This is a genomic window from Sphingomonas sp. 2SG, assembly GCF_005503285.1.
GTDB classification, from domain to species: Bacteria; Pseudomonadota; Alphaproteobacteria; order Sphingomonadales; family Sphingomonadaceae; genus Sphingomonas; species Sphingomonas taxi.
Genome location: NZ_SCMZ01000002.1, coordinates 17,440 through 37,407, shown reverse-complemented (window position 1 = coordinate 37,407; position 19,968 = coordinate 17,440). Strand labels below are relative to the sequence as shown.

Below are 19,968 nucleotides of genomic sequence, written 5' to 3'. Positions count from 1 at the left end.
GCCCGCCAGGGAAGTTTTGTTCTATCTTCGTTTGCTTCAAAAAATGCCCTTCTCCGAGTCAAAACGAGAAGGTCGAATGTCGAGGCTGCACGCATTCGCCAGCACCGCAGCCGAGGTCGCCAGCCACTTCGGCGTTGAACCGGTCCCGAGCATCGAGATGCCTGTCGAGAAGGTCGAGGGGCTCCCCGGCCTCGTCGTCTTCGAGAGCGGCGGGAAGCGCCATCTTCGCACGATAATCTGGGGCTTCCCACGGTTCACTCGCGCCATGCACACGCACAGCGAGGAGCCTAGAGATTGCACATGGCGAAAGACTAGCGCGGCACGGTGACGCTGCAACAGCGATCTCGATGGGCGCGGCCGATCAGACTGGACCGGACTTGTCGTCGGGCGCGGCCTCGTCGTGAATCTCGACCACCGCGACGCGGCTATAATTTCTGGCAGAGGTCGACCTGGTCGCGCCCTCCTGACTGTGCGCTTCGGCCGCCAGAAGTCGCGGGTCCGCTAGGGGCAAGGCGCGCAGCCGCGCCATTACGGGGTCGTGGTTCTTCGCGAGCTCGGTGAGAGCCCTGAAGACCTCGGTGTGGCGCTCGCTCACGGCCTGCGTAGCAAGCGCCAACACCCGCTCGACGAGGCCCTCGGCCCGCTTCGCGAGCGCCACCCTGTTGTGGGCGCGGCTCGAAAGATGACCGATCGGGTGCTCCTTGTCGAAAGGCCTCAGCACCAGGGCCTCGACGAGCAGCGGGGCGCCGTCAACCGGCTCGCCCTTGCCGAAGTGCGCGACCTCCTTGTTCCTCAGCCGCATCAACTCGCGGTGCGCGGCGCGCAGGGACTGCGGTAGCTTCGAGATGCCGAACCACGGCCTGCGGTCGATAGGCTGGGTATCGGTGGCGCGCGCGTAGAGGATGACGGCGTTCGTCATCAACGACCCGACGATCGTGGTGAGGTCCGCATCGTCGAGCGCCGTCTCGTCACTGCCGCTCGTGAGGCGACGTAGCAGCCGCAAGGCCAACAGCGCCTCGTCGAGGTCGCGGTGGGCGGACGATACATCCGTCGCCCGCCGGACCGCCCCAACCAGATCCGGATGCGAGTTCTGATCTACCAGCCAGGCGCCCAAGGCGGTCAGATCATAGACTGTGAGCGGCGTCATCGACGTCGGATGCCACCTTGCGCGCTCGCTGACGAGTGGCAACTGTGCAGACGGCGCGCGAAACCAGTCTAGGATTGCCGCCAGCATTCAGAGGACTGGTCGCCACTCCGGCAACTGCTGATCCTGACGCAATCGGAGGCGCCGCCACTCCAGGGCGGAGAAGACATCCTCCGGGGTCGCGTTGGTCTCGATGGGGAGCGCCGCGGCCGCCTCCCGCACGAAGATCTGGCCGAGCAATGGGTCCTCGAGCCAGGCGTACTCCCACCAGGCCACGATCCGTGGGCGCGACGACGCCAGGAGGGCGGCCGACGGCAGGAGGTCGCGCTTCTGGTGCTGGTTCACGCGCCGGTCGGCGGGCAGCAGGTTCCAGAGGTCGTCGCAGGGCCACGCCGACCAGGGCAGGCAGTGGTCGACGTCGAGGCTCGCCATTGTAAGTCGCCGGCCGCTCCAGACACATTCGACAGTCCTGCCTGACGCGAACAGACGCTGCGCGGCCATGCGCCCCGCGACGGTGCTCCGCATTGGTTCCTGCCATTCGAGAGCCGCCTCCACCTGTCCAGGTTCGACCACCATCCCCATCCGTGCGGCATAGCGGCGCGTGAGCCTGGCCCACTCGGCGACAAGGACCGGCTCGATCCAGGCGCCGAAGCGCGTCATCGCGCGCCACACGCTTCCGGGGACCGTGATCGTGCCCCAGCCACGAAGCGTCGGCACGTCGAGAACCAAAGTCCGCTGTGGTCCACGCCCGCGCGCGCGTTGCGCACCGAAGACCCGCCGATCCGAGTTGGGGAAGCGCGTGAAGTTGGCGGGCATCGACGCGATCGTCGCCGCGGCCTCGCCGATCGCCCCCCTGACCATTGCCGCCCGGTCACCCGAGTTCACCGCGCCAGGCCGAAGATCCTGCGCCGATGCGCCGAGCTCGACGAGAGCCCTGAACCCCGACTTCGCGAAGCCGAGACCATCAGGTCCGCTATTCCCCGGTGCCTGGGGGAGCCCCGAACGCACCAATGGAAGATACATCCGTATCCAATTCGCCGCGACGAGGCCCAAGGGTATCTCGACGACGTCCGGATCGAGGGCGTCACCGCACGGACGGGCGGTGGCTGGTGCGTATTCGGCGACACGCGCGACTGCCCTCAGAAGTCCCAGCTTGTAGGTGGAGGACTTGTCGTCCGACAGGATGATGCCGCGCAGCAGAGGCAGCGCACCCCCGCCGTCGTCGGGCACGCGCAGGACCACGGTGGTCCACGACACATCGGCCCTGCCCATCGCGTCCGCCGCGCGTTCGACGCGAAGGATCTCCAACCCATGGGAGCGGGCCAGCACTTCCATCTCCCCGAGCGGCGTTGGATGCATCGGACGCCCGGGTGGCGCAGGGCCATCCCGCAGCGTGACCACCATGAGACCGCCCGGCTTCAGAAGCGTTGCGAGCTTCCGGAAGGCCCGCTCCCTCCCGCCAGGCGCGACGTGCTGCCAGACGCCCGCTACCAGGATCGTGTCGAAGGCGAGCGTGAGCCTGTGGACCGCGTCCAGGGCCGGAAGCCGATCGTCGATCCAGCGGATGCGCTCCGACGGATGCCGCCTGACACCTTCCGCGCGCATCGCGGCGGCCGGTTCCACCGCCACCACCTCGTATCCGAAGTCTGCGAGCCACTGCGCGTCGCGACCTGAGCCGGCGCCGACGTCGAGTGCCAGCCCTCCCGCGACCGGATCGCGGAGAAGGCTTTCGATACTTGCGTATACCCCAGTAAGCTCGGGCCGGTCGTAGCTCTCCGCCAGCTCGGCCGCCGCGCCGTCATAGGCCCCGATCGTCTCAGCTTCGTCCGCCACCTCAGGCCCCACCTGCGAACCGCTCACGATGCCGTGCGACGTATTCGGGCCGCGGATGCAGCCGCGCGTCGGACGGCAGTCGGATCGGACGACCGGACGACGGGAACAGTTGTCGAAGCTCCGCCGGAACCTTGTTGTGCGAGACGAGCAGCCCGAACTTGTCGTCCAGGCTGATCAGGTGGCGGTCGAATAGCCAGTGCGCCGTCGCGGATAGCGCGATGCCGTTCTGGACCTCGTCAGGCCCGCCGTCGGCCACCGACCAGATGTGCGCGGCCTGAGCCTCGGCCTTGCCGCCGCCATTGACGATCCGCAGGCCAGTGACGGCGCAGGTGCTGTCGTAGGCGTCGAGGACGAGACCGCGGAAGGCGGCGTCGCGGATCTTGCGGTTGACCAGCATCTCCTCGATCCGGCGTTCGGTCGGCGGCTGTTGGATCAGGCTCTCCGTCGCCGGGTCGAGGAACCTAGGTTCCAGCTCCAGACGGATCGCGTTCTGCTGATCCAGCGTCCTGCTGAGGCCGGAATCGACAATCGCCACGAAGTCGGCGGCGTCGATCTCGCGGACCGAGCGGCCCCGCAGCGCCCGTCCGACGACCGAGACAGTGGGCAACTCCCGGAGGAAGCGCTCCGCGAAGCGGCCATCGTTGTCGCGATACGGCACCGCGTGACCTAGTTCGAGGAAGTCGGCCACGCGTGCGTAGAAGAGGCCGGAGTCGTTCGGATCCGGATCGATCCGCTGCACGCGGGCCACCGCGACGTAGGCCTTGCGTCCGCCGTCCGATCCCGTCTCGCGGTAGACTATCCAGTCGCCGACGAAGCGCTCCGCGACCCGGAGATAGACCCGCGGGAAGTGGTATCGCTCGGCGATGAGGTCGTCGTAGCGGGACGTGCCACTGATCTCGAACACGCCCTTCATCCGCCCCCCCCAACGGCGCAGTCATCAGCGTGCGACAGCTAAAACGCAAGCAACGAGATGACCGCGACCGATTATCTCGTCGAGCGACACGCGCCTTGTCCCCAATGCATTCGGACTTCGATCCGATTCTGTTGTAATCCATTGAAAACGAAAACGTCCTGCTTGACCCGATCAGGAGCTTGCGGCCTATTCGCCGCGGGGGTGTGATTCTTGGCTAGCTCCGCATTGGCTTCTCTGCCGGACACGGTGCGTCCGCAGCTCTTCCGTCAACTCGGTCCCGACATCTTCATGGTGTTCTCGGGGGGAGGAACTGCGTGCTCTTCTATGGCTGTCTACAACACCGCTACCCGGTCGAACCTCGTTTTTCAACGCAGGCCGAGGCTTCGCTGTGAACTACGGCCTGGCGCCGGAACCAGGGCTCGGGACGGCGGCCGAGGCGGCCCCGACCTCGACCGCGAAGAAGTCAGCCGGCGAAGTCCGCTCGCGGGTGGCCAAGCAGGAGCGGATGATGCCTAGCGCCGAGCCCGCGATCGGCTGGTTCATGCTGTCGGAGGCGGACCGGGCGGCCGCCAACCGGCTGCTCGCCAGCGCTTCGTCCGACGGGACGCGCGACGAGCTCGGCTTCGCCCCGATCCACTTCGCGTTCGCAGACCGCTTCTTCCCCGGGACATCGGTCCAGCACGCCCAGCTCCGATACGTGTTCTTCGTAGCATGGTCCTACCAGGAGCTGCTCTCCAGCACGGCTGGCGAGCGCTTCTCGATCGACCGGCTGTTCGAGATAGAGCGGCGATACTCGCGCCGCCTGATCAAGTCGGTCGAGACGTTGGAAGGTTCGGGCATCTCGGGATGGACGAAATACGAGGCGGATCAGCGTCCAGTCGTGCGCGCGAGCACCATCTACTGGACCGCGCTCCGTTCGTGGCGAATAGCCACCCCTGTCGCCGGCCTCGGCGAAGCCCCGACCGAAACCCAGTTAAGGGGTCTGTGGCCGCGCCTGGTGACGAGGGAGGACGGCGACGACGGCAAGTCGAGAACGGCCGACCTCTTCGAGGGACTGCCCGCGCCGCCGCCAGGCTGGCGCAACAAGACGGGCAAGCTCGAGTTCGCGCTTCTCGCGCGCGAGGCGAGATACCTGCGGCGGCTCTGGGAGGCGGCCGGAAGAGGCGGCACGCAGCCACTCCTCAGCAGGCTGATCGAGCAAGGAGTCACGACGGAATCGCTGTGGTCGGCGAAGGTCCGCAACGCCGCGATGAAGCCAGACCGCGAGGCCCTCGCGCTCGCCGAACGCGCCGCTTCAGTGGCGTGCATCGCTCGGGCCGCACACTCCGCGCTTATCGAGCAGCGGCGCAACGCGGATCGCAACGCCGAGGACCACCGCCATGCCGACGCCCTGCCCGGCCTCATCGAGGAGCACCGGGACATGGCGCTCGACCTCGATATAGCAGCGCTCCGGACCGAGACCCGCATCGACAACGACCTCGCCGCGTTCATCGAGACCGTCATGGAATGGGTGCGCGAGCGACGCCCCCTCGACGCCATCGCCAACGCGCTGACCATAAGGGAGCGCGACCTGAAGGACGTGCGGGCCTATCTCGTGAACGAGCAGCGCCGCCGCGACTGGCAGAAGGGCATCGCGACCCCGCTCGACTACCGATGGCCGGTCGTGCGCGGGATGATCCAGTGCGTCAGGGAGGCCTCGTGACGTTCGGGCGGCGCGACGACCGCGTCTCGATCTTCGGAGCGCTGCGCCCGATCACCGGCCAGACTGTGTCGCGCGCGGTCGTCACGACCTACTCGCTCGACCTGATCGCGATGCTCGGCCTCGTGCTCGCGCTCGGCGGCGATGCGGACACGGAATTCGAGGCCTCGCCCCTCGGGCTGGTTAAGGCGTTCGACAGGGTGCGCGGCAAGCTCCTCGTCCTGCACCAGCTGAGCCGCGTCGTCGCGCCCAGCGCGCACCGGTCAGTGCTGCCGCTCCTCGACACGATGATGCGCGCCGTCGCCTCGAACGAGCGCAGGGAGAGCTGGCACCCCAAGACGGCCCTGGTGCGGTATGCCTCGGACGCTGGCGTCGAGTGGCGCTTCTGGATCGGCAGCAGAAATCTGACCGGATCGACTGATCGGGACGCCGGCCTGCTGCTGGTGACGTCGAAAGCCAGAACCGCGCGGCCAGTGCCGGACATCGCGGGGCTCGCGAAGGACCTACTGTCGGACGTGCACCTCTCCGCAGCCGAACTCGCCGAGTTGAAGTCCGCGCGCTGGCTGGCCCCTCCAGGCACCAGCGTGCGCAGCATCCTGTGGCGCCGCCATGGCCAGACGCGGCGCTTCATCGACACGCCACTGCTGGCGCGCGCCGACCGGGGTTGCGCGGTCAGCCCCTTCATCGACCGAGGTGGCCTCGCCGAGGTGCTGAAGGCCGGCGCGCCCGACTTCTCGCTCCTGACAACGGAACTGGCCGGAGCCGGATGCGCACCTGTCGACGGGGTCCGGTTCCGCGTCGATGCGGCACCTGAGCCAGCCGCCCGTGTATCCGTCGAGCAGCAGCAGGACGAGGTGGTCGGGGAATTTGACGATCCTCCCTCGACCGGAATCCACGCCAAGCTCCTCGCGGTATCGAAGGGCAGCCGCACCGCACTGATGCTGGGAAGCGCGAACCTGACGGGGCGAGGCCTGACCGGCCCCAACGCGGAGGCCGTCGCGATCCTGGACATCACCGATCCCGCCCTGGCGGATTCACTTTACGGGTTCGTCAATGGCGGCATCGACCTCACCCCTGTCGACGTGGACACAACCGAGGAGAAGGGAAAGGAGCGCGCGGAGCGCGAACTCGACGACCTCATCAGCCAGTTCCTCGAAGTCGGTTTCAGCCTCTCCTACAGGGAGGACGGCCTGCACCTGCTGATCGGCGGAGGGGAAGACGAGGCGCTGCAGCTGGCCCGGTTCGAGGTGTCGCCGTTCCTCGACCCGGAGGCCTGGTCCGCGATCGAACCGGGCGACCGGTCCATCCTGCTGATCGCAAACGCGCCGCCGACGAGCAAGCAGACATGCCTGGTGAACTTCCGCGCCCGAAGCCTCGGCGGCCCGGAAGTGTGCCGCGCCTGGGTCCAGACCCTGGACGTCGAAGGCGTCGATCTTGAGCGAAGGGATCGGGCCCTACTCGCGCGGTATGTCGGGGCGAACAGGTTCCGCGATTGGCTTCGATCGCTTCTCGACGGGGTCGATGGCACCGGCGGGCAGCGCTGGTCCGACGCCGGCCTTCCTCCTGGACCACGGGACCCAACAGGCCAGTTGGCTCAGATCTTCACGCTCGAGACGATGCTCGCCGCGTGGGCCCGCGACCACAAGGCGTTCGAGAGTCGCGTAGCGGGAATGATGTCGATGCTGGACTCCTTCGCAGACGTGTTCGCGTTGATACCCGACGACGAGGAGCGAACGGCGGCGCTCGCCGACGTGGAGGACGTGCGGCCGTTTCTGCAGGCCGTCCATGACGCGATCGGCACAGGCTCGTGACGACGCTCGCGAAATTCCAGAAGAGGACCGTCCAGGTCGCACTCGATCGCCTCGAGGCGGATGGACCTCGACGCTTCCTTGTCGCGGACGAGGTCGGCCTGGGCAAGACGGTGATCGCCCGCTCCGTCGCCGAAGGGCTTCGCAAGAACCGCCGCCGGCTGAACGTCATGTATCTCTGCCCCAGCCTGGAGATCGTGGGGCAGAACCGGCTAAAGTTCGTGTCGCTGACCGAGATCGACGAGAAGGATTACAAGTCGGGAGAGGACCGGCTCGTGCTCGTGCCCGGGGCGCTGCCCGATGAAGGCAAGGGCTATCGCATATTCACCTTCACGCCCGAGACAAGCCTACCTGGATGGAAGCCTGGCCCTCGGACGGGCCGCAAGGCCGAGCGTGCCGTAATCCGCCGGGTGCTCGACAGATTCGACCTCCTGAGACCGATCGTCATGCGGCTCGACCGCGAAAGGGGACCAAAGCCAAGTCCACTACTCGACGAGCGGGCGGCAAGCCTCGATGGCTATACCCAGATCGGCATCGAACGCGCGCTCCGCGACATCTTCGACTGTCAGACCGGGAACCTCGAGAAGGCCATCATCGCCTGGCTCGAACCAACGAACGTCGATCTCGCGGAATTTATCGCCCGCTTCCGCTCCGCGCTCGCCTTGGCCGCCCTGCGCTCGAAGACAGTCCGTCCCGACCTTGTCATCCTGGACGAGTTCCATCGCTACGCCGACCTGATCATCCCGCGGCCGGACGCATCGGAGGACCGGCTCAAGCGTGAGCGCGCGCGGGTGCACGAGCTTCTCGTCAATGCACTCCTGAACGGCGAGCAGAAGCCCGCGGTCCTGCTGCTCTCCGCAACACCCTACCGGCTTCGGCGGCTCACCGGCGAGGAAATGCATCCTGTCGAACACTACCGGGCTCTGGTCGATTTGACCGGGTTCCTCGCGGACGATCCCGATTGCCGTGTGACGGTGGAGGCCGCGATGCGGGACTATCACGACGCGCTCGCTACGCTTGGATCCCCGAAAGTGGTGCGGGAGCAAGTGCTCAAGGCAAAATCCCGCCTGGAGACGCTGCTAGCGCCGCTCATGGCGCGCACCGAGCGCGCGCTCGTCCACAAGGAGGATCTGTTCAAGCGCGACAATCATCCGGTCGACATCGAGGCGCGCGACCTGATGCTCTTCCGGCACCTCGCCGAAAACTGCGGCAAGGAATTCGCGGGTTGGGCGCCCGCTATGTGGAGTTCGATTCCCTATCCTGCCCAGACCCTGCATGGATACAAGGTCTGGGATAAGCTGTCGGACGCGAAGGCGCCGCCCTTCGAGGCCGGCTCCGGCCGCGGGAGACTGGCCCATCCCCAGCTGCGAGTGCTCTCGGACATAGCGGGAGGATCTGAAAGTCTCGCGCTGCCGTGGCAGCCGCCAACGGTGCCATGGTGGCGGCTAGAAGGCCCCTGGTCCTCGAAGCGGACGCATCCCGGGAAGACGCTCCTGTTCAGCAAGTGGCGAGGAGCGCCAACCTCCATTTCAGCGCTGCTCTCGATTGATCTCACGAGAGGCGTCGGCGGCCACGGCAAGAAGGCGCCCTTCCTCAGGCCCGGCGGCAGCGAGACAGGCGCGTTGGTCGGCATCTTCATGCAATGGCCGAACCTATCCCTGGCTATCGACCCGATAAAGGCAAGCAAGGCGGGCCTGAAAGCAGTGCGGCTGGAGGCGGAGGAGCAGCTGGAGGAGTTCCTCGCCGGGAAAGGTGTGCGCTTCGACGGCGACGAGAAGAGGCCGACCTGGATCGTCGCCTGCGGCATCGAGCGGAGAATCTCCACGCAGGCATTCAACCGCGTCGTCTCGCTCGCCGCGAGCACTCGAACCGGTGGCAAGTCGAAGGATTGGAGGTCAATCCAGCCGATCGCGTCCATCTCGCGGGCTGAGCTCGCCGCTCTAGCAGACCACATCGTCTCCGCCCCGGGATCGATCGTCGCACGCTGCGTCAACCGGCACGGCATCCCGCAGAACCTGAAGCGCGAATACGCGCGCGTCTTCGACTTCGCGTGGAACCGGCTGCGGAGCTATCTCGGACATCGCTCCTTCGCCGAGCTGATCCTCGCGGCCTCGCCGCGTCCGCGCTACCCGGACGCGCTGTGCGAGGCGATGCTCAAGGGCGGCTTCGAGGCCGTGCTGGATGAGCAGATCTGCCTGGTCGGGCAACTCGGCGACGCACGTGGGCTGGAGATCGTGGAGCAACTCTCCAGCTGCCTTCTCGACCGCCCCGGTCTCGTGCAGTTCAAGCGGACGAAGGGAAGGCACCGGGTTCCCGTTCAGGCGGTGGCACCGTTCGCTGGAGGCGAGCAGAGGCGCACGGGAAAGAAGAAGGGCGGGAGGCTGCGCAGCGACACGCTTCGCCGCGCCTTCAACTCCCCATTCTGGCCACATGTCCTGTGCACGACGTCCGTCGGCCAGGAAGGACTAGACTTCCACCTCTGGTGCCGTCGCATCGTGCATTGGGACCTTCCCTCGGACCCGGTGGACTTCGAACAGCGGGAAGGCCGGATAGCCCGGTTCGGCAGCCTCGCCGTCAGGCAGTCGCTCGCCGGCAGCCACCGCGATGCCGCGCTAGCACGGGCGGAAAAGGGCAGCCCCTTCTCCAGCCTGCTTCAGGTCGCGCGGGAGCAGCCCTCTGGCGACACCGGCCTGGAACGCTGGTGGCTGCCCGACGCGGGTCTTCCCGAGAGCATCAGCTTCGATTGGCGGTTCAGCCTGAGGTCCGCCAGAGAGGAGCAGATGCTCAAGGACTTGCTCTACTACCGCCTCGCGCTGGGCCAGCCAGACCCTGAAGCGTTCCTCGAGATGCTGAAGCGGGTGGGGGCCGAAGGCGAGGACGCGCGCAGCCTTGCGATTGATCTTTCCGCCATCTCGAGATTTGCGAAAATAGCGCCGTAGCCAGGCTCCGCGTGGTTTCCCAAGATACGGGGCGACATCATGGGATTCGCGGCCAACTTGGCGCTCCCGTCGGTCATCCTGATGATGCTCTACGGCCAGACGCGCATCTTCTTCGTGATAGCGCGGGACGGGCTGCTCCCCGACAGCCTCGCGGAGGTCCGCCCGAAGTGGAAGACGCCGCACCGCATGACGATCATCACCGGCATCTTCGTGGTTGCGGCCGCCGCGCTGCTCCCGGTCGGGCAGCTCGTGGACGTCTCGAACGCCGGAACGCTGTTCGCCTTCCTGCTAGTCGCGGTCTCGGTGATGGTCCTCCGGATCCGCGATCCGCACCGCCACCGGTCCTTCCGCACGCCGGGCGTATGGCCAACGCCCGGCTACGCATACCGTGCGAAAAAAGGGTACGGCCTCAAACATGAACACGGTCGCCAAGCTGGCGGAGTTGGTCGCCGCACTGGCCTGACCGGAAGGTACGCTCGCCTGAGTAGCAGTACCGGCAGAGTGACCCATGTGTGGACGGCCCTCCGTTGGCAAGCTTGAACAGTTGCTTCGCGTTGCTGGTTGGTGCGGCCATGTGTCCGACCTGTTTGTGCGGCAGATGGTGCCGCTGGCCGTAATGCCATTCGCGCGTCTCGGGTCCCGATCACTTTCACGCGCTTGATGCGCTTGGGTCATTGTGGGTTTTCCCGATCCGGCGGTTCAACCGGCTTGTTGCATTAGCTCCTGCTCGCCCTTTCCAACCTCGTCAGGCGCGGTCGCCCGCGTCGTATTCTTTACGCGACCTGCGGCTCGCGATAGCGTTCGCCGCTGGCCATCATTGCCCAGATCATACGGCGTTCTTATTGGCGAGCGCAACCGCTGCGACCTTGGTCTTGCGGCGGGCGAGGAGCTGGACAAGCCACGGCCGCTTCGCGCCGTTCCGTTCGGCATATCGGACCACGGCCATGGCGCCGACGATCAGCATTTGGCGCAAGTACTGGTGCCCAGCCTTGGTGATGCCGCCGAGCCGGTCCTTGCCGCCGCTGGAGTTCTGCCGCGGCACCAGGCCGATCCACGCTGCGAGGTTGCGACCTGAGCGGAAGATCGCGGGATCGGGCACGGTGGCGACGATAGCGCTGGCGAGTAGCGGGCCGACGCCGGGTATCTCCATCAGCCGGCGACCGAGCTCCGTCTCCCGCGCGCTTGCCAGAATGCGGCGGTCGTTCTCAAGGATCTGCTCCTTTACGATGCGCAGCTGAGCCGCCAGCATCTCCAGGCAGAACCGTGCATCGGCCGGCACACGCTCGTCGGCAGGGTCCGCGATCACATCGAGAAGTTGCTCGATGCCGTTCCTACCGATCGGCGCGGCGATCCCGAACTCGACCAGATGCGCTCGCATCGCGTTCGACAGCTGCGTGCGCTGGCGATTGAGGATCAGACGGACACGATGAAGCATCATTGCACTCTGCTGCTCGGGCGACTTGATGCCGACGAAGCGCATCGTCGGCCGGGTCACCGCCTCGCAGATCGCCTCCGCATCGGCCGCGTCGTTCTTGCCCCGCTTGACGTACGGCTTCACATACTGAGCCGGCATCAGCTTCACGTCGTGGCCGAGCGCAACGAGCTCGCGTGCCCAATAGTGCGAGGTTGCACAGGCCTCGATACCGACCAGACACCGCGGTAGCTTGGCAAAGAACTTCAGCATGCGCCCACGAGTCAGCCTCTGACGGATCACCGCCACCCCCTCGGCATCGACGCCATGCACCTGGAACACGTTCTTCGCGAGATCGAGACCTATAGTCGTGACGCTTCCCATTGCGGTTCTCCTTCCGGCTCTCCGCAGATCATTCTGCGGGAGGGTTGGAGAGCCGTCCACGTCATCACTTTCGGCCATTCAGCGGCCCTGTTGCACTTCCGAACTTCGCTCGTTCATTCATGTGACTTGATTGAGCCCCGAGGAGCCGCGGAGGCTGGCGCGGAACGACGTGAAATGGGACTTTCCTGCCCTTACCATGTGACGCGTCGATCGGCAGGTTTCGCCAAAAGCGGACGTCCAGCGCTTTCCCCGACGAGCCGTCGGAGCGCGACTGGAGATGGGCCGGGAAGAGACTGGCAGGTTTGCAGCGGGCGACCTGAGATAGCTGCCATTGGACGAGATTGGCGAAAATCACCGGTATATCGTGAACCCCGGTGGCAATAGATCACGCCTTAATGTCGTTGTCGTCGGTGTAAAGACGGCGATCGCGATCTGATACAGCCGGCCCGCGCTGTGCAGGGGCAGTTGTCGACTTTGGGCCGCGAGATCGGCATCGCGGCGCCCGGGAGCCATCCGGCCCATCAATCCGCCAGTCCGTTGAAAGTGCTGCCGTCCGCTCGGCATTGGGCGTATCTGAAGCCACATCTTGGTGGCGCCATGCTGCATCGCTGAGGGCCTACATCTCGATGAGCAGATGGCGAAGCTCAATCGGAGAGCCGTTGCGCGAATGATTGGATGTAGCGGTGAGCCGACGTTCGGAAGGAAAGTCCAGTTTTGAATGCAACTGCTCAGCCTTCGACCAAGACCCAAGCGCCTTTCGTTCGAACGCCGCGATCCAACAGTTCAAGGTTGCGAACCACTTGGCCGCGGTGCGGCTTTGAACATAGCCGATCATCGCGCCGATCTCGTGGTCGGCGCCATGCAGCCCTTCGCGAAACCGCTGCACGCCGCCGCCCTTTTTCACGAATGTGTGAAGATACTCGCGGCGTTCGCGGGTCCTGCTTTTGGGCGTTGGAAGGCGTTTGCACTCGATTGGGATCAGGACATCGTAATAGGAGTACTCTCGACCCCCGATCCAGATCGTGCATCGGGACGGGGCAGGTGCCAGGTCAAGGGTCCGGTTACCCTTGACGGTATCAGGAACCTCGGTTTGAAAATTGATATGATCGAGGCACGATTTGCGCGTCGCCCCATTGAGAAACCGGCAAAGCTGCGCCGTGAGCGCTGTCTCGGCTGTGACTTTCTTGCGCTTCGGGTCATCTCTCCACGCCGTCAACTGCTGACCGATGAACTCCAGGATGGCATTCAGAAAGGTCGAGGGCTCATGCAATTCCTCATCGAACGCTCCGACAGCGCCAAGCGGGGGACTATCGGCCAGCATCAAAAGCCTTGCGCGCGCAGATCGGCGAGAAGATCGTCCGCGTCACGAAGCGCGATCGACCTGAGCCAGTAGCGTTTGCGGTTCGGCTTGATCAGAAACAGGAACCGACCATCGTAAATTCGGGCGATGCGCGTCATGGAGAGACTGATGCCCTGTTTGGCGTGCAAGAGAGCATTCAGATGATCGGAAAGTTCTTCATCGCCCGCCCAATCGAGATCACCGTCACCGAACACGAAGACCTGACACAGAATTCCGGGCCAACGCTGCACTGAAAGTGCGCGCAACGGATTGCCGGAGTAGACCGCGTTCACTTGCCGGCACAACAGATCGGAAAAACTCTTGAGATCACCGGCCGCTTCACCTGCAGCGGAATGGAATCCCCGGCGCAGAAAATCGCGATAGTAGACCGCGATGTCTTTCAGCACGATCGTCTCGTTCTCGCTCAGGTCGAGCTTACCATCCGGCGGAAAAGGAAGCTCGTAAACATCGGAACACGCTATCGCAGTCGCTTTTTTGGTGAACAGCTTGGCGCTGTTGGCCGCAACAAAACCCTGTAGAACGGCGGCATTGCTTCGCATCCACTCCGACACCTTGCGAAGAGGCTTGGGGTCCGTACCCGAAAAGCCGACGATCTGATCGGGATAGGTCAGTACACTGCCCTCCCATACGGCATTCTGAAGATCCATGTGTTCGCGAACGAGCAATAGAGGATGCTTGAAAATCGCGGCCGTACGCGGCACTTCGATGGGACGCCGTGGCATGACCTTTATCCGGTTCTCATCGATGCCTTGGCTGCCGAGTGCTTCCGAAGGCATGAAGTCCTTGCCGACGATATGCGCCGCCTCGCGCGATATTCCGCTGCTGCCCTGGATGATGCCCTCCCCGTACTTCCATCCGTGACGGTCGGCGAAATTTTGCAGGGTGGGATAGGTTTTAAGACGCCTAGAGACAGCCAGTACGCGTGCACCGCCAAGCAGCCCGGAGCGCCAGCGCAGGATGCTGCTATCCTTGAGGACTTCCGAGCGCGGCAGCCAGTGCAGGTCATAATAATCGACTTCGAAGCGCAGATCAGCTCGTGCTCGCGGGGTTCGACGAAACACCGCATGGAGAATCTTTCGGCCGGCCGGAACGGCGGACGCCTCCGCGACGATGGCGACAGCCTTGGTGTCTGCAGCGTCGAACAGCCCGCGAATAGACACGAAATCGAGGATTTCACGCACATCCCATTCGGCAAAGAAGCCTTGCCGGAAATTTTCCGCGCCTGAGTTGTAGAGGAAGTTGTACTGCTGGATCATGCACAGCACCCCGCCCTGAGCGAGCATCTTCATGCTGTCCTGAAGGAACAGGAAGGCTACCTGCTTATCCGGAAGCGCCTTGTGATCCTCATTATATTTTGCACAGCTCGTAACCGCACCGGGCGTGTCAAGCGCGGAGGCAAACGGCGGGTTGCCGACGATTACGCCAACCTTCCTGCTAAAAGTGCCTGCCTGCACAAATAGAAAGAAGCAGCTATGATAGATCGTTTTCTGGATGAGCTCCGGGAAAAGCTTGCGGCTCTTCAGGATTTGCTCGGTCGTCAGTTCGTCGCACAGCGCTAGCGAAAGGCTGAATGCCGCCAGTTCGACGGCCCCCTTCTCAAGGTCTGTGCCACAGACACGTCCAACCAGATCACGCAGGATCTCTGGCGTGGGCCGGGCCCATTGATTGCGGCTTCGCCAATGCAGCACAAGGCGCTTGTACGCCTCCACGAGGAAGATGCCCGAGCCGCATGACGGATCGAAAATGACCTCATCGTTTTGAATTAGACGATCCAAGCGAGACAGGCTCAGCGTTTCGTCGAGGAGCAGCCGGACAAGCGCTGGAGGCGTGTAGACGCTGCTTTTCGTATTGCTTACAAATAGCTGGTAAATATGGCTTATGAGCTCGACAGGCAGATCCCTAAAAGAATAGCTGCGCCAGAAGCTGAGCTGCCCGTCGCCATCTTCGCGGGCCTCGATCAGCCGGCGAAACTCGCCTAGATCGGTCCCATCGATCAAAAACCGCTTGTGCTCCTCGTCGAGTGTAAAAACGCCGCCGTTGAACTTACCCTCTAAATCCGCGAGGAGGTTCACAAGTTCAGGCCCGTTCGCCAGCACTTCCCCGAAGGTCGAGGTACCTTCGCAGAACGTCGCGAAGTAGCCTTCTGGAAGGGCTCCGCGCTCGGCAAGGTATGCGATTAGCAGCGAGAGGATCAGCAACTTTCGCGCGAGCGCGGCATCAATCTGAAGATCGCTCTTCTTTAATCGCTCGTGCAGCGTCTCAACCGCCTTGATGAGCGCGCGATGCGCCGCCGCCTCGCGCGAGAGAAGCAATTTCTCGGTGTTAACGTCGTCCCAGACGGTGCCGTTATAAAGTTGCTCGGCAGACCACCAGGCCTGGGCCTTGGCGATCCGCCCCGCCAACTTTAGCACCTTGACCGGCTTGCAAATAAGATTACCGCCGGAATTTAGAAAGTCGGGCTTGTGGCGACAGCGAAAAAGCTGAACCAGTCCGGGTGTATGCCGGTACAGCAGGGGAACGCCGCCCCAACTCCACAGCCGCTTATGCAAAGCTGCAAAAGCGGGATCATTCGCCGGCCCATCGGACAGAAAGATAAACGCCTGTGCCGCACCGTGCTGCATGGGCGTGTCGGCTTCGAAGAATACGGCGTCAGCGCCATATTCCGCAGCCTTCTCCATCACTACAACTTCTGCAGGCGGCCGGCCGGATTTGTCATAGCCCTCGACAGCAACGAAGCCCTCGGCAGGTTGAATCCCGTGCGTCAGGCCATCGATAGCCTTCACCATCGAGAGTTCCATTACGGCCAGCCCGCCTGCGGCCCGTGAGCGCGTCACGATTTACGGTTCTTTTTGCTGAGTTCGAAACCCTCACGCAGCAGTTCGATCATGCTGATGCCGTGCTCGACAGCGTAAAGCTTGAAAGCCTTTTTGAAGGCACGCGGAACCTTGAAATTGAGCGTCTGCAGATCGGCAGCCGCTGTTTTCGGCTGCTTACCTGCATCTCCCGCCACTTCCTTTGCTCCGTCCGTCACCGCGCGCCTTTCTCGCCGGCAGCGTAAGGATGTCAAACGCATTCTTCCACACAGAAATCAGGTTAGCCATTTTACCGCTTATCAGTTTAAACCGAAAGCCGTATTTCGGTCTTTCTGTGTCTGAACACAAATGCGGCGGCATTGCGATCGAGCCACCCGCTAGCTCTCCGCCGGTCTTGCCGTTCCAGACTTGTCGGCTAAGCTGATGGCGATGACCAAGCAGCTTCAGAGCGTGATGATCGCCCGTTCTTGGGGACTGACGTGGTGCTTCTCTGGTCTAGCGCCGTCAAGATCGAGCGTGCGGCGCCTTGAACAGGGATCGAATTGACGATGCCCGCTGCGTTCCGCCGCGTCATAGCTCTGGTTGACTGGAACTCGCAAATTCGGAACTGCAAAGCTCTCTCCATCGAAGATATGGAGCGGCAGGCGTCGACCACCCTGACCATGACCGCTAGGGCGATCGGTCGCGCGCTCACTGCGTTGGAGGAGGGAACGCGATACCGCGTCTCGCTGAGATTGTATCACGGTTGGCGCAAGGGGTTCGAGGAGACGGATCGCAAGCGCGCCGCGACCGCTGCGATCGCGGCCGCCGATTTCGCGACGTTGTCCACGAGCGCCACGGTGGTCATCGAGGATAACGTGGGCTTCGGTGACCTTCTCCTCGATGCGTTGCCTCGGCGGGAGGTTGGTAAGCCTTCGGTGCATCTGCCGGGCACCTACCGCCGCGCGGAACGGCGTGCCGGTTTCGAGGAGAAGATGGTGGACACCGCGATCGCCGCCGACCTGCTCAGCATTGCGAGGAGCGATCCCGACTCGGTGGTGATGGTGGTGGCTGAAGACACGGACCTCGTGCCTCCTCTCTTTACCGCGGAGGCCTGGATGTCGGCGTCGGGCGGAAGGGCGTTCCTGCTGAGGGCCGGTCACGGCGGTAGGAGCTTGGCGTTGGACGATATGGCATTGAAGGGGAACTGGCATGGTCGAGTCCGCACAGCTGCTTGAGGAACTCGCCGTCTTCTCGGACCTCGGGGTCGATCCGCCGTCGATATTTGAAAGCGGTGTCGACTACCTCGTACGAATGATCCGGCTCGGCCGGGCCACGACGCTCCGTTTCGAAGCGCGAGGCGATGGTCCCGTCACGGAAACCGTCGACGACGTGACGATCAACCACGCGAGCTATCGCGCGCTGCTCGCGTCCGAGCGGTTCGGCCAGCTCCGACAATGGGCCGATGTCCAGGCAGCCGTGCTGGAGCGCGCCGGGCAGGAGAAGCCGCTGATCCAGCTTCAGGGTTACGTGGCCAGCATCAAGAGCGTAACCGGGACCGACGCGCTGGACGACCTGCTAGCCAGCAAGCCAGGGCCGGCTGGTCGGCTGGTGGACGTCATGCTGATCGACGGTCCAGCGGGGATCGGCAAGACGTTCCTGATCGAGGCTTTGGCCTACCGTCGAGCACGCAGCTTCATGCAGTATCAGCGACCCCTGGTCCTGCACGTCCAGAGCCGCGGTCGGATACTGACCTTCCTGCAGGATTTGATAGCCTTCAGCCTGCAGCGCCTGCGGCTATCGGTGACGTTTGACCAGTTGCCGATCCTCGTCCGCCACGGTCTGGTTACCCTCGCGATCGACGGCTTCGATGAACTCGGCGATCCCAACGGGTATGCGAACGCTTGGGCGCAGGTTGACGAGCTGTTGCAGCAGGTGCGCGGCGGCACAATGATTCTCGCCGGCCGTGAGTCGTTCATCGGGCGAGACCGGCTTTTTGCGAAATTGAACTCGCTCGATGCGGAGCGTCAGGTGGTGGATTCCCTCACCTTGCGCCTTCCGGACGTCGGGTCGGCGCGGGATTGGCTTCGACGCCAGGGCTGGAGCGATGATCTCTTTGAGCTCCTGTCCGAGTTTTTCGTTGAAGGGTCCTACGCTCTTCGACCGTTCTTTCTGTCTAAGATCGCGGATGCGGATCTGGCGGGTGCGGTCGCGAACAACGAGTTCGGTCCTACCCTCTCGTTCCTCGTCAACGCGATGGTGGAGCGCGAGAGGGACAAATTCCACGCGCAGGTCGAGGCGGCGATGGACGTTGACGAGCGCGACGAGTTCATCCGCCGCTTCCTGAGCGAGGTCGCGCGGGAGATGGCGGAGAACCAGACCGAAGCCTTGGACGAGACCACGATCCGCTGGTTGGCTGAGTCCGTAGTAGACGAAGGTGTACCGGAGGAGGTGTCGCGCCTTCTGCAGAACCGAGCACTGGCGATGGTCTTCCTGACCGTGGACGAACGGCGGGGCTACCTGCGCTTCGCGCACGGACAGTTCCAGAACTACTTCCTCGCGAATGCGACGATCAGTGCTGTCGCCGATGGCGAGCTGCCCAAGTTCGTGCGTCGCAACATCCTTGGGACGGACTTCCTGGCCGCCTTTTCTGATGCGACGCAGGACGTGTTTGACAGGGAGCCGGGAGTGATGCCCGCCTTTGTGTCGCACGCGACGGAGCACCTCGCTCGCTACCCGCACGTGGACCGCGGACCGCGGAACCTTGCCGCGGTTCTCATCGCTTGCCTCCCGCTCGCCGAGGTGCTGCCGGACCTGTCGCTAATCGGTCGTGACGTGGACGAGGCAGTCGTGCGCGGCTGGGCGGCCCCCGTGACCATTCGAAACACTGACATCAACCAGCTCGACATTAGGGGATCGAGCGTAGAAGCCGTGGTGTTCGAGGGTGGCTCGGTCGGCGGCGTGTTGATGGATTCCCTCAGCCGCGTGTCGCCGACGCTGAAGCCTGCTTACGTGCAGGTGGAGACACCAGCGGGCAAGGTGGATCTATTCACGGGCGATATGCGCGACCTGTGGCTTTCTGCACGCGGCGGCGAAGGGGCCGTCGTGGAAGATGCTGTCATGGACCAGATCGATCGCGACCACGAGCTTGTTCGCCTGCTCGACAAGGTTCTGCGGTATCGCGGGTATTGGCTTCGCGAGCATTCCGACGCCATAACGGAGCGGCTGACCGGCCATCCCCTTTGGCCCGATCTTCTCGACATTCTGCGGCGACACGATCTTGTTCGGGAAGAAGTTCGCGCGTCGTCCGGGCAGGCCGCGACCTTCGTGCATCTGAAGCGGCCTCAAGCGCTGTTGGCGTATCTCGACGACCCCTCTCTCACCGACGATCCGTCGATCCGAGCGTTTGGGGGAGAACTTCGGCAGCTGACAGGTGAGGTCAAAGCACCGGGATAAAACCGCGAGGAGGCGATTTCCAACGCCTCCAGCCTTCGGGCGCCCCGCTCGTCCGTATGAACGAACGGGCGTTTGCGGCAGTCACGATTCAAAAGGGGTCAGTCCGCTCTCCTGAAGAGTTTCGGGCGCCGGTAGGCGTACGAAAGTCCTGGAAGCCCGAACCCGCGGGCCTCAACCGGTGCGCTATGGGGTTTTCGGGTTCAGCCGGGCTAAGCGCCGGGGTGCCACG

General features: G+C 64.0%; 12 protein-coding genes and 2 pseudogenes. 6 read left to right on the top strand and 8 right to left on the bottom strand.

Features of this window, described 5'->3' with window-relative positions:
* Positions 1-58 precede the first annotated feature (58 nt).
* From FFS23_RS19960 to FFS23_RS01245, 4 genes are all read right to left on the bottom strand, one after another.
* Positions 59-223: a hypothetical protein gene (locus tag FFS23_RS19960; RefSeq protein ID WP_171009313.1), complete on the bottom strand. Its 165-nt coding sequence runs from the start codon at positions 221-223 to the stop codon at positions 59-61.
* Positions 224-361: 138 nt separating this feature from the next.
* Entirely contained in the window at positions 362-1,147 is a 786-nt protein-coding gene (locus FFS23_RS01255; protein ID WP_137897095.1) for a hypothetical protein, read from the bottom strand.
* 87 nt (positions 1,148-1,234) lie between these two features.
* Complete coding sequence (locus FFS23_RS01250; protein ID WP_137897094.1) at positions 1,235-3,004, bottom strand: class I SAM-dependent methyltransferase; 1,770 nt, start codon at positions 3,002-3,004, stop codon at positions 1,235-1,237.
* Positions 2,979-3,890 (bottom strand): HNH endonuclease, encoded by a 912-nt coding sequence (locus FFS23_RS01245; RefSeq protein WP_137897093.1) that lies wholly within the window; start codon positions 3,888-3,890, stop codon positions 2,979-2,981. The genes FFS23_RS01250 and FFS23_RS01245 overlap by 26 nt, the downstream gene beginning before the upstream one ends.
* 388 nt (positions 3,891-4,278) lie before the next feature.
* On the opposite strand from FFS23_RS01245, the gene FFS23_RS01240 reads away from it, so the two are divergent.
* From FFS23_RS01240 to FFS23_RS01225, 4 genes and pseudogenes are all read left to right on the top strand, one after another.
* The gene (locus FFS23_RS01240; protein ID WP_137897092.1) at positions 4,279-5,592 is read left to right on the top strand and encodes a DUF6361 family protein; all 1,314 of its coding nucleotides are present in this window, start codon (positions 4,279-4,281) and stop codon (positions 5,590-5,592) included.
* Positions 5,589-7,400 (top strand): phospholipase D family protein, encoded by a 1,812-nt coding sequence (locus tag FFS23_RS01235; protein WP_137897091.1) that lies wholly within the window; start codon positions 5,589-5,591, stop codon positions 7,398-7,400. Before FFS23_RS01240 ends, FFS23_RS01235 begins: the two co-directional genes overlap by 4 nt.
* Positions 7,397-10,336, top strand: coding sequence for a DEAD/DEAH box helicase (locus tag FFS23_RS01230; RefSeq protein ID WP_137897090.1), 2,940 nt, complete (start codon positions 7,397-7,399; stop codon positions 10,334-10,336). Before FFS23_RS01235 ends, FFS23_RS01230 begins: the two co-directional genes overlap by 4 nt.
* Before the next feature lie 30 nt (positions 10,337-10,366).
* Positions 10,367-10,702, top strand: a pseudogene (locus tag FFS23_RS01225) (amino acid permease); the annotation flags it as partial.
* 407 nt (positions 10,703-11,109) lie between these two features.
* On the opposite strand, the pseudogene FFS23_RS01220 reads toward FFS23_RS01225, so the two are convergent.
* The 4 genes and pseudogenes from FFS23_RS01220 to FFS23_RS01205 form a co-directional block, all read right to left on the bottom strand.
* A pseudogene (locus FFS23_RS01220) lies at positions 11,110-12,131 on the bottom strand (IS110 family RNA-guided transposase).
* A 616-nt stretch (positions 12,132-12,747) separates the two neighbouring features.
* Positions 12,748-13,452 carry a hypothetical protein gene (locus FFS23_RS01215; RefSeq protein WP_137897088.1) on the bottom strand — a complete coding sequence of 235 codons (705 nt, stop codon included), beginning with the start codon at positions 13,450-13,452 and terminating at the stop codon, positions 12,748-12,750.
* The gene (locus FFS23_RS01210; protein WP_212742886.1) at positions 13,452-16,289 is read right to left on the bottom strand and encodes an HsdM family class I SAM-dependent methyltransferase; all 2,838 of its coding nucleotides are present in this window, start codon (positions 16,287-16,289) and stop codon (positions 13,452-13,454) included. Before FFS23_RS01210 ends, FFS23_RS01215 begins: the two co-directional genes overlap by 1 nt.
* 32 nt (positions 16,290-16,321) lie before the next feature.
* Entirely contained in the window at positions 16,322-16,522 is a 201-nt protein-coding gene (locus FFS23_RS01205) for a hypothetical protein (RefSeq protein ID WP_212742885.1), read from the bottom strand.
* 330 nt (positions 16,523-16,852) lie between these two features.
* On the opposite strand from FFS23_RS01205, the gene FFS23_RS01200 reads away from it, so the two are divergent.
* The gene (locus FFS23_RS01200; protein WP_137897087.1) at positions 16,853-17,521 is read left to right on the top strand and encodes a PIN domain-containing protein; all 669 of its coding nucleotides are present in this window, start codon (positions 16,853-16,855) and stop codon (positions 17,519-17,521) included.
* Positions 17,496-19,739: an NACHT domain-containing protein gene (locus FFS23_RS01195; protein ID WP_137897086.1), complete on the top strand. Its 2,244-nt coding sequence runs from the start codon at positions 17,496-17,498 to the stop codon at positions 19,737-19,739. Before FFS23_RS01200 ends, FFS23_RS01195 begins: the two co-directional genes overlap by 26 nt.
* The last annotated feature ends 229 nt before the right edge of the window (positions 19,740-19,968 follow it).

What these genes read in the sequence shown, in the direction of transcription:
- FFS23_RS01245 (WP_137897093.1), bottom strand. Translation starts at nt 3,890, where the DNA reads ATGAAGGGCGTGTTCGAGATCAGTGGCACGTCCCGCTACGACGACCTC.
- FFS23_RS01195 (WP_137897086.1), top strand. Translation starts at nt 17,496, where the DNA reads ATGGTCGAGTCCGCACAGCTGCTTGAGGAACTCGCCGTCTTCTCGGAC.
- FFS23_RS01210 (WP_212742886.1), bottom strand. Translation starts at nt 16,289, where the DNA reads ATGGAACTCTCGATGGTGAAGGCTATCGATGGCCTGACGCACGGGATT.
- FFS23_RS01200 (WP_137897087.1), top strand. Translation starts at nt 16,853, where the DNA reads ATGCCCGCTGCGTTCCGCCGCGTCATAGCTCTGGTTGACTGGAACTCG.
- FFS23_RS19960 (WP_171009313.1), bottom strand. Translation starts at nt 223, where the DNA reads ATGGCGCTTCCCGCCGCTCTCGAAGACGACGAGGCCGGGGAGCCCCTC.
- FFS23_RS01255 (WP_137897095.1), bottom strand. Translation starts at nt 1,147, where the DNA reads ATGACGCCGCTCACAGTCTATGATCTGACCGCCTTGGGCGCCTGGCTG.
- FFS23_RS01215 (WP_137897088.1), bottom strand. Translation starts at nt 13,452, where the DNA reads ATGCTGGCCGATAGTCCCCCGCTTGGCGCTGTCGGAGCGTTCGATGAG.